We start from the raw sequence: 8912 nt of genomic DNA, 5'->3' as shown, positions 1-8912 counted from the left end.
TCTTGGACACGCGCAGTACCTGAAGGCTGAGGGTAACCTGGATGAGTATAAGAAATGGCAGGGGCGGCTGGATTCGAACCAACGCATGGCAGGATCAAAACCTGCTGCCTTACCGCTTGGCGACGCCCCTGTATCTGTTGCTACGAGTACCGTGTACCCGTTTCCTTCTTCAGGAGATTTAGCTTTCGGTGCAACATCGAAATGTTACTGCCTTTGGCTACAAACCCTGTAAGGGTCTCTGTCAGAAGGTGCAGCACTTTATCAGCACTTGCTTCGTTTGGGAAGGCCCCAAATATACAACTTCCAGTTCCAGTCAACTTTGCTTCAGTGTATTTACCTAGCAAATTCAAAGCTTTACGTACCTCTGGGTAAAGCTCCGTTACTACTGCTTCGCAGTCGTTTCGGCTGTTTCCCTTGGGAACGGGGCGCACTTTAATGGGCAAAGAGTTGCGTGTCAACAAAGGATGCGAAAATATTTCTGCTGTACTTACAGCGACTTGCGGAACAAGAACCACGTACCAAGGTTCTTCAGGGAATTCAGGGGACAGGATTTCGCCCACGCCCTCGGCGAAAGCGGCGCGGCCGCGGACAAAAACCGGAACGTCGGCACCCAGGCTCAGGCCCAACTGCGCAAGGCGATCTTCGTTCCAGTCCAATTGCCAAAGGTGATTAAGCCCCAGCAAGGTGGTGGCCGCGTTTGAACTGCCGCCCCCGATTCCGCCGCCCATGGGCAAGATCTTTTTGATCTGGATATCGATACCCCGTGTGCAGCCTGACTCGGCCTGGAGTTTTTTTGCCGCCTTAACGATCAGGTTTTGATCGTGGGGCACGCCCGCAAAGGGCGTGTGAAGACATATTTTTCCGTCATCACGTAGCGAAAACGTCATTTCATCGCCGTAGTCGAGAAATTGAAACAAGGTTTGCAGTTCGTGATAACCATCTTCGCGACGGCCCAAGATGTGCAGCATCAAATTCAATTTTGCCGGGGAGGGCAGCACCAGTGCATCTTTTTGCATGTCATTGTCCCAACTGACGGGGTTGCCAATCTTTTACGACGAGTGTCACGTCCAGGTCCGCGCCGTGCAGTTTGATTCGCTCGGGCAGCCAAAAGCCGTTTTGCTCAACGTAACTTAAGTATTCAATGTTCCAACCGTCCTGCTCCAGGCTGGCCAAACGGCTGTCGGCATTGAGTGTCACCCGGCTTTTGCTGCCTGGCGCGGGCAGGCCGCGAACCCACCAGACCAGGTGAGAAACCGGCAAGCGCCAGCCCAGTTGCTCGCCCAGCAGCTCTTCGGGGCTCTGCGCTTCATAGCGGCCCTGGTTGGCAATTTCAAGGCTGACGTTTCCCGGCCGGCCGGTCAGGCGGGCGGCCCCGCGCCCCAGCGGGCCCGAGAGGCGAATATCGTAATAATCCTGGCGCTGTAACCAGAACAGCGTGGCGCTCCCTGAGTCTTTAGGGGCTCGAATGCCTACTTTGCCGTTTATTTGCCAGCCGTCGAGTTGGCTCAGTTGCTGTTTGTGTTGCGACCACAAGGCTTGGCTGCCGTGGCCTTCGACCGATTCTCGAGCACCAAAGCCCGCACAACCGGCGAGCAGAGCGATCAGGCTGAAGGCGATAAAGTGACGCAAGGGGCGAAAAAGCATGATTTAAAGAGTCTCGGATCCGGTCAGGCGCAAAACGGTCTTGCGCAGAAGTGGGCTGTCGGGGTTTTCTTTAAGGAATCTGGCCCAGACTTGTTTGGCTTCACGCTGCTTGCCATTGGCCCACAGGACTTCACCCAGGTGAGCGGCCACTTCTTCATCCGGGAAGCGGTCCAGCGCCTGGCGCAGAAGGCGTTCGGCTTCATCGAGGTTGCCAAGGCGGAAATTCACCCACCCCAGGCTGTCGAGCACGGCGGGATCTTGTGGGTTCAGGTCGTAAGCCTGCTGGATCAGTACATTGGCTTCAGCGTAGCGGGTGGTTCGGTCCGCCAGTGTGTAGCCCAAGGCATTCAAGGCCATCGCATTGTCCGGCTCGCGCTGGATGATGGCGCGCAAATCACGCTCCATTTGATCGAGGTCGTTACGTTTCTCGGCCAACATGGCGCGCGAATACAGCAGGTTCAGATCATCGGGGTATTGTTTCAGTGCTTGCTGCAGGACGCTCCATGCGCGATCGGTCTGATTGTTCGCGGCCAGGGTTTCAGCTTCGATCAAGTACAACTGAATGGCGTAGTCAGGCTGTGCATCTCGCGCCGCTTCCAGTTTTTTCGACGCTTCAGCGCCCCGGCCGTGGTTGATCAGAATGTCAGCTTGGCGCAGTTGAGCAGGCAAATAGTCATTGCCAGGACCCACGAGGGCGTATTCGATCAAGGCTCCCTGAGGGTCATTGCGCTCTTCGGCGATGCGCCCCAGATTCAAGTGCGCTGAGTCAACGTGGCTGTCGCGTTCAATCAGTTCATTCAAGTAGCCTTCGGCCTCGTCCCATGCCTTGCCGTCGAGGCAGACCAGTGCCAGGGAGAACCGCAGTTCGTCATCTTCCGGGTATTGCTGGACCAGGCTGGCGAATTGCACTTTTGCCTCGGCCATGCGGTTCTGTTCGATCAGCGTGCGTGCATAGGTCAACCCAAGCCGTTTGTCGTCAGGGTATTGGCGAATGCTTTTCTTCAGTAATGGCAGGGCTTCATTGCCGCGATCAAGGCTTTGCAGCAAGCGCGCCCGAAGCAGTACGGGTGCTACTTCGCCATCATGGGGCGGGTTCTTCTCCAGCAGTTTGAGTGCGCCTTCAGCGTCGCCGTCCTGTTGCATCAACAGCGCCTTGCCGAAAATCAACTGATCGTTGCCCGGGTGCTTGACCAGCAGGCGATCGAAGTTTTTTTGCAGGCCGGTGCGAGTGTCAGCGTCCGTCTCGATCGCCGACAAGGCGAGGAAGTCAAAGTGGGTATCACCCTTGGCTTGCAAGACTTTTTCCATGTAGATCATGGCATCGTCGTAACGGCCATTGCGGGCCAGTTGGATCGCTGCTGAGCGTTGCGCATCAAGCTCGTCTGGAGCGTTTTTGGCCCAGATCAGCGATGTGTCCAGCGCGGCCTGGTCGGCCCCCAAGTATTCGGCGATACGAAAGGCGCGCTCGGCAATGCCCGGATCCTGCGTATTGATCGCTTGGGTCACGTAGTTGTCCAGCGCGATATCCAGGCGATTGCGCTGGCCGGCCAGTTCGGCGCTCAACAGGCTAAAGAGCGTGTCTTGGCTGAATGAGCCATAAACCGTTGGTGTTTGCGGGACGGATGAGACGTCTTCAGAGGCCGATGAATCATCCGGCGACGTGGGGGCCAGGTGCTGGCAACCACTGAGGACGACGAGGGCGAGGAGCAACGCGGAGGATCTATTCATATAAGAGAAGGGCGACTTACCTGCGGTCGGGGCATCATGACACATGCGACAGCGCAAACCCTAGCAGGTGCGACTATCGATATCAGAGCCAGCCGAAGTGGGATAACTGGGGTTAACTATAGAGACAATAGTCAGCAATGGTTGTTCTCACCCGGTCGAAGTAGGACAATTGCCGGCTTCCCGTCATCATCAGCGATTTTGAATGGCCTTCCTCGCACTTGGTATTAACCACAAGACTGCCTCAGTAGACGTCCGCGAGCGCGTGGCTTTTACTCCAGAGCAGTTGGTTGAGGCCTTGCAGCAGCTCTGCCGCCTCACCGACAGCCGCGAAGCTGCGATCCTCTCCACCTGTAATCGCAGCGAACTGTACGTCGAACAGGATCACCTTTCGGCTGACGATGTGCTGAAATGGCTCGCTGATTACCACAGCCTTAGCCTCGATGAGTTGCGCGCGTGTGCCTATATCCATGCCGATGACGCTGCCGTTCGTCACATGATGCGTGTGGCCGCGGGGCTGGATTCGCTGGTATTGGGCGAGCCGCAAATCCTCGGCCAGATGAAGTCGGCCTACGCCGTGGCGCGTGAGGCGGGCACGGTCGGGCCGTTGTTGGGTCGTTTGTTTCAGGCCACGTTCAACTCGGCCAAGCAGGTGCGCACCGACACGGCAATCGGTGAGAACCCGGTGTCGGTGGCCTTTGCGGCCGTGAGCCTGGCCAAGCAGATTTTCAGTGACTTGCAGCGCAGCCAGGCGCTGCTGATCGGTGCGGGTGAGACCATTACCCTGGTTGCCCGTCATCTGCATGACTTGGGCGTCAAGCGCATTGTGGTTGCCAATCGGACCTTGGAGCGCGCGAGCATTTTGGCCGAAGAGTTTGGTGCGCACGCCGTGTTGTTGTCGGACATCCCGCAGGAACTGGTGCACAGCGATATCGTCATCAGCTCGACGGCCAGTCAGTTGCCAATTTTGGGCAAGGGGGCGGTCGAGAGTGCCCTGAAGCTGCGCAAGCACAAACCCATTTTCATGGTGGATATCGCTGTTCCCCGGGATATCGAGCCGGAAGTTGGCGACCTGGACGACGTTTACCTTTATACCGTCGACGACCTGCACGAAGTGGTGGCCGAAAACCTCAAAAGTCGCCAGGGCGCGGCTCAGGCTGCGGAAGAGCTGGTGACAATTGGCGCTGAAGAATTCATGGTGCGTTTGCGTGAATTGGCGGCAGTCGATGTGCTTAAAGCCTACCGTCAACAGAGCGAACGCCTGCGTGACGAAGAGTTGCAAAAGGCCCAACGTATGCTCGCCAACGGTAGCAACCCTGAAGATGTATTGGTGCAACTGGCTCGCGGTTTGACTAATAAATTGCTGCACGCACCCAGTGTGCAGTTGAAAAAGCTTTCCGCCGAAGGCCGCCTCGATGCGCTGGCCATGGCCCAAGAACTTTTTGCCCTCGGTGAGGGCTCATCGGATAGCTCTGCGGATAAGAAATCGTAAATGAAAGCGTCACTGCTTAATAAGCTGGACATCCTCCAGGACCGTTTTGAAGAACTGACCGCATTGCTTGGCGATGGCGAAGTCATTTCCGATCAAACCAAATTCCGCGCGTACTCCAAGGAGTACGCCGAAGTTGAGCCCATTGTAGCGGCGTATGGGCAATGGCTTAAGGTTCAGGCTGACCTTGAAGGCGCGCAAGCCCTGCTCAAGGACAGTGACCCCGACATGCGTGAAATGGCGGTGGAAGAGGTTCGCGAGGCGAAAGATCGCCTGATCGAACTCGAAGGTGACTTGCAACGCATGCTGTTGCCCAAGGACCCCAACGACGGGCGAAACGTCTTCCTCGAAATTCGGGCGGGGACGGGGGGCGATGAAGCGGCTATTTTTGCCGGTGACCTGTTTCGCATGTACTCGCGTTATGCGGAGCGCCGTGGCTGGAGGCTCGAAATCCTGTCGGAAAACATCGGTGAGCACGGTGGCTTTAAAGAAGTCATCGCCCGCGTTGAAGGCGATAACGTGTACGGCAAGTTGAAGTTCGAGTCGGGCGTACACCGCGTACAGCGCGTTCCTGCCACTGAATCCCAGGGGCGGATCCATACTTCTGCGTGCACCGTGGCGGTCTTGCCTGAGCCGGACGAGCAGGAAGCCATTGAAATCAATCCGGCGGATTTACGGGTTGATACCTACCGTTCCTCGGGAGCGGGTGGGCAGCACGTCAACAAAACGGATTCGGCGATTCGCATCACGCACTTGCCCACGGGCATTGTGGTGGAGTGTCAGGAAGAGCGTTCCCAGCATAAAAATCGGGCGAGAGCGATGTCCTGGCTTTCGGCTAAATTGAATGATCAGCAAACCAGTGCTGCGGCGAACGCGATTGCCAGCGAACGTAAATTGCTGGTGGGCTCGGGGGATCGCTCCGAACGCATACGGACCTACAATTTTGCGCAAGGACGAGTGACCGATCATCGCGTCAACCTCACCTTGTATTCATTGGATGAAGTGCTGGCAGGTGGTGTTGAAGCCGTGATTGAGCCGTTGTTGGCGGAGTATCAGGCTGACCAGCTGACTGCCTTGGGTGAATAAATGACCATCATTGCCAGTTTGTTACGCGCAGCCCAATTGCCCGACTCGCCCACGGCGCGCCTGGATGCGGAGCTTTTGTTGGCAGCTGCCTTGGGCAAATCGCGCAGCTACCTGCACACATGGCCCGAGAAGATTGTCAGCAGCGAAGCCGCGCTGACGTTCGACCATTACCTGCAGCGTCGACGTTCCGGCGAACCGGTGGCCTACATTTTGGGCCAACAAGGGTTCTGGAACCTGGACCTGGAAGTGGCCCCGCACACCCTGATTCCGCGCCCGGATACCGAGTTGTTGGTTGAGACGGCCCTGGAGTTGCTGCCGGCGACACCGGTCAGTGTGCTGGATTTGGGTACGGGCAGCGGAGCCATTGCCTTGGCCTTGGCCAGTGAACGGCCGGTCTGGCAAGTGACTGCGGTTGATCGTGTGCCGGAGGCTGTGACGCTGGCAGAACGCAATTGCCAGCGTCTGGGCCTTGAGAACGTCACCGTGCTCAATAGCTACTGGTTCAGCGCCCTGAGCAATCAGCGTTTTGATTTGATTATCAGCAACCCGCCTTATATTGCTGCCGACGATATTCACCTGAGCGAAGGTGATGTGCGTTTTGAGCCTGAGAGTGCGTTGGTCGCCGGTGTTGATGGGTTGGATGACATTCGGTGGATCATTGCGGCCGCCCCGCAACACCTTAAAGCGGGTGGCCAATTAATGCTTGAACATGGCTACGACCAAGCTGCCGCTGTGCAGGATTTACTGCTGAGCGCGGGTTTTGAACAGGTTGAAAGCCGCAAGGACCTCGGCCTTCACGAGCGCATTACGTTGGGACGCCTGCCGTGCTGAGTGATCAGGAACTGCTGCGCTATAGCCGACAGATTCTGTTGCAACAGGTCGACATCGACGGTCAGTTAAAGTTGAAAAACAGCCGTGTGCTGATCGTTGGTCTGGGCGGGCTGGGTGCGCCGGTGGCGATGTACCTGGCTGCCGCTGGCGTGGGCGAGATTCATGTGGCCGATTTCGATACCGTGGACCTTACCAATCTTCAGCGCCAGATCATCCATGACACGGCCAGCGTCGGCGAGAGCAAAATCGATTCTGCCGTGCGCCGCATGCGGCTGATTAACCCAGAAGTCCGGCTGGTCGCCCATCGCTCGGCGCTGGACGCGGATTCGCTGGGCGGGGTTGTTGCTGCCGTCGATCTGGTGCTTGATTGCTGTGACAACTTCGGCACCCGCGAAGCGATCAATCAGGCCTGCGTTGCGGCGCGCATACCGCTGATCAGTGGTGCAGCCATTCGGCTTGAGGGGCAGTTGTCAGTCTTTGATTTTCGTCAGCCGGCCAGCCCTTGCTACCACTGCTTATACGGGCATGGCAGCGATGATGATCTGACTTGCAGTGAAGCCGGTGTGGTTGGCCCGCTGGTCGGTGTGGTCGGCAGCCTGCAGGCCCTTGAGGCGCTCAAGTTGCTCGCCGGTTTTGGCGAGCCGCTGGTGGGGCGCCTGTTATTGATTGATGCGCTGGGTACGCGGTTTCGCGAGCTGCGGGTCAAGCGAGACCCGGGCTGCCGCGTGTGCGGTTCAGCCCATGAGTGACGCGCCCATTGGGGTGTTTGACTCCGGCGTTGGCGGTTTGTCGGTGCTTGAGGAAATCAGCCAATTGCTGCCCCGTGAGTCACTGTTGTACGTCGGCGACTGTGGGCATATTCCCTATGGCGAAAAAAGCCCCGCGTTTATCCGTGAGCGCTGCGCGGTCATGGCTGAGTTCTTTCAACGCCAGGGTGCCAAGGCTTTTGTACTGGCCTGTAATACGGCCACCGTGGCGGGTGTGGCAGATCTGCGCCAACGTTACCCGGATTGGCCGATCGTTGGCATGGAGCCCGCCGTCAAACCTGCCGCCGCGGCAACTCGCAGTGGTGTGGTCGGTGTGCTGGCAACCACCGGGACATTACAAAGCGCCAAATTTGCAGCCTTGCTCGATCGGTTTGCCAGTGATGTCCGGGTGATCACTCAGCCGTGTCCCGGGCTGGTGGAACTGATCGAAACCGGTGACTTGCACAGCCACACGCTACATACGTTGTTGCGTGGCTATGTGGAACCGCTGCTGGTCGCGGGGTGTGACACGATTATTCTGGGCTGCACGCATTACCCCTTCCTCAAACCGCTTCTGCAACACATGCTTCCCCCCTCGATCATCCTGATCGACACCGGTGCCGCCGTGGCCCGCCAACTCCAGCGCTTGCTGGCTGAACGTGACGTGTTAGCGGCGGGGCCACCCCGTGACACACAGTTCTGGACCAGTGCCTCACCTGATAATTTTAGAAAAATCCTACCTGTGCTGTGGAATAAATCTGGTGTTGTGCGAAGCTTCGATCTGTAAAAAAAACGGACACCGGTTTCACATTGCCTGCCTGATGACGTCCATAACAATGATCTGGGCATATGAAAAAAGGATTTTCTGATGAAGCGACTGTTTTTTTGGGCGGCTTGTGCAGCTGCGGCACTGGGGCACAGCTATACGGCGCAAGCGGCAGGACTAGAGTTTGGGGTGGGGCATACCAGCGAATCGACAATGACCTATCGACTCGGTTTGAAGTCCGATTGGGATAAAAGCTGGCTGCAAAGCAGTGTGGGGCGTCTTACCGGTTATTGGGACGGGGCTTACACGTATTGGGAAGGTGATAAATCCTCTGCCAGTAGCAGTTTGTCGTTCTCTCCGGTTTTGGTGTACGAGTTTGCCGGTGAAACCATTAGGCCTTATGTCGAAGCAGGGATCGGCGTCGCGTTGTTTTCCCACACGGAAGTTGAACGCAACCGGTTGGGGACGGCTTTCCAGTTTGAAGACCGTATCGGTTTTGGTGTGCGTTTTCCGGGAGGTCATGAGGTCGGCATTCGCGCGACGCATTATTCCAACGCTGGAATATCGTCCACCAATGACGGCGTGGAAAGCTACGCAGTGCATTACACGATGCCGTTATAAAGCT

9 protein-coding genes and 1 tRNA gene are annotated in these 8912 nt (G+C 57.1%); 6 read left to right on the top strand and 4 right to left on the bottom strand.

Translation table 11 applies throughout. The features are described 5' to 3' along the window. Positions 1 to 55: 55 nt before the first annotated feature. From Q1W15_RS02210 to Q1W15_RS02195, 4 genes are all read right to left on the bottom strand, one after another. Positions 56 to 130, bottom strand: a tRNA-Gln gene (locus Q1W15_RS02210). Between the two features lie 10 nt (positions 131 to 140). Next, the gene (gene ispE / locus Q1W15_RS02205; RefSeq protein WP_300719953.1) at positions 141 to 1016 is read right to left on the bottom strand and encodes a 4-(cytidine 5'-diphospho)-2-C-methyl-D-erythritol kinase; all 876 of its coding nucleotides are present in this window, start codon (positions 1014 to 1016) and stop codon (positions 141 to 143) included. 1 nt (position 1017) lies between these two features. Then, positions 1018 to 1644 (bottom strand): lipoprotein insertase outer membrane protein LolB, encoded by a 627-nt coding sequence (gene lolB, locus Q1W15_RS02200; RefSeq protein ID WP_300719952.1) that lies wholly within the window; start codon positions 1642 to 1644, stop codon positions 1018 to 1020. Between the two features lie 3 nt (positions 1645 to 1647). Beyond that, a complete protein-coding gene (locus Q1W15_RS02195) occupies positions 1648 to 3372 on the bottom strand; it encodes a tetratricopeptide repeat protein (RefSeq protein WP_300719951.1) in 1725 nt (574 codons plus the stop codon). 202 nt (positions 3373 to 3574) lie between these two features. Between Q1W15_RS02195 and hemA the strand changes: the two genes are divergently transcribed. The 6 genes from hemA to Q1W15_RS02165 all read left to right on the top strand — a co-directional run bounded on the left by hemA (position 3575) and on the right by Q1W15_RS02165 (position 8908). Continuing rightward, positions 3575 to 4861 carry a glutamyl-tRNA reductase gene (gene hemA, locus Q1W15_RS02190; protein ID WP_300719950.1) on the top strand — a complete coding sequence of 429 codons (1287 nt, stop codon included), beginning with the start codon at positions 3575 to 3577 and terminating at the stop codon, positions 4859 to 4861. Next, positions 4862 to 5944, top strand: a complete 1083-nt coding sequence (gene prfA / locus Q1W15_RS02185) for a peptide chain release factor 1 (protein ID WP_300719949.1) — start codon at positions 4862 to 4864, stop codon at positions 5942 to 5944. Further along, positions 5945 to 6775 carry a peptide chain release factor N(5)-glutamine methyltransferase gene (gene prmC / locus Q1W15_RS02180; RefSeq protein WP_300719948.1) on the top strand — a complete coding sequence of 277 codons (831 nt, stop codon included), beginning with the start codon at positions 5945 to 5947 and terminating at the stop codon, positions 6773 to 6775. After that, positions 6769 to 7524 (top strand): molybdopterin-synthase adenylyltransferase MoeB, encoded by a 756-nt coding sequence (locus Q1W15_RS02175; RefSeq protein ID WP_300719947.1) that lies wholly within the window; start codon positions 6769 to 6771, stop codon positions 7522 to 7524. The genes prmC and Q1W15_RS02175 overlap by 7 nt, the downstream gene beginning before the upstream one ends. After that, positions 7517 to 8308 (top strand): glutamate racemase, encoded by a 792-nt coding sequence (gene murI, locus Q1W15_RS02170; RefSeq protein ID WP_300719946.1) that lies wholly within the window; start codon positions 7517 to 7519, stop codon positions 8306 to 8308. The genes Q1W15_RS02175 and murI overlap by 8 nt, the downstream gene beginning before the upstream one ends. 81 nt (positions 8309 to 8389) lie before the next feature. Continuing rightward, complete coding sequence (locus tag Q1W15_RS02165) at positions 8390 to 8908, top strand: acyloxyacyl hydrolase (protein WP_300719945.1); 519 nt, start codon at positions 8390 to 8392, stop codon at positions 8906 to 8908. The last annotated feature ends 4 nt before the right edge of the window (positions 8909 to 8912 follow it).

The organism is Pseudomonas sp. (genome assembly GCF_030150285.1).
GTDB lineage: Bacteria > Pseudomonadota > Gammaproteobacteria > Pseudomonadales > Pseudomonadaceae > Aquipseudomonas.
The sequence above is the reverse complement of the archived record's forward strand: the minus strand, read 5'-3'. Positions and strand labels throughout refer to the sequence as shown.

Coding starts and splice junctions, on each gene's coding strand:
- ispE (WP_300719953.1), bottom strand. CDS start 1,016: ATGCAAAAAGATGCACTGGTGCTGCCCTCCCCGGCAAAATTGAATTTG.
- lolB (WP_300719952.1), bottom strand. CDS start 1,644: ATGCTTTTTCGCCCCTTGCGTCACTTTATCGCCTTCAGCCTGATCGCT.
- Q1W15_RS02195 (WP_300719951.1), bottom strand. CDS start 3,372: ATGAATAGATCCTCCGCGTTGCTCCTCGCCCTCGTCGTCCTCAGTGGT.
- hemA (WP_300719950.1), top strand. CDS start 3,575: ATGGCCTTCCTCGCACTTGGTATTAACCACAAGACTGCCTCAGTAGAC.
- prfA (WP_300719949.1), top strand. CDS start 4,862: ATGAAAGCGTCACTGCTTAATAAGCTGGACATCCTCCAGGACCGTTTT.
- prmC (WP_300719948.1), top strand. CDS start 5,945: ATGACCATCATTGCCAGTTTGTTACGCGCAGCCCAATTGCCCGACTCG.
- murI (WP_300719946.1), top strand. CDS start 7,517: ATGAGTGACGCGCCCATTGGGGTGTTTGACTCCGGCGTTGGCGGTTTG.
- Q1W15_RS02165 (WP_300719945.1), top strand. CDS start 8,390: ATGAAGCGACTGTTTTTTTGGGCGGCTTGTGCAGCTGCGGCACTGGGG.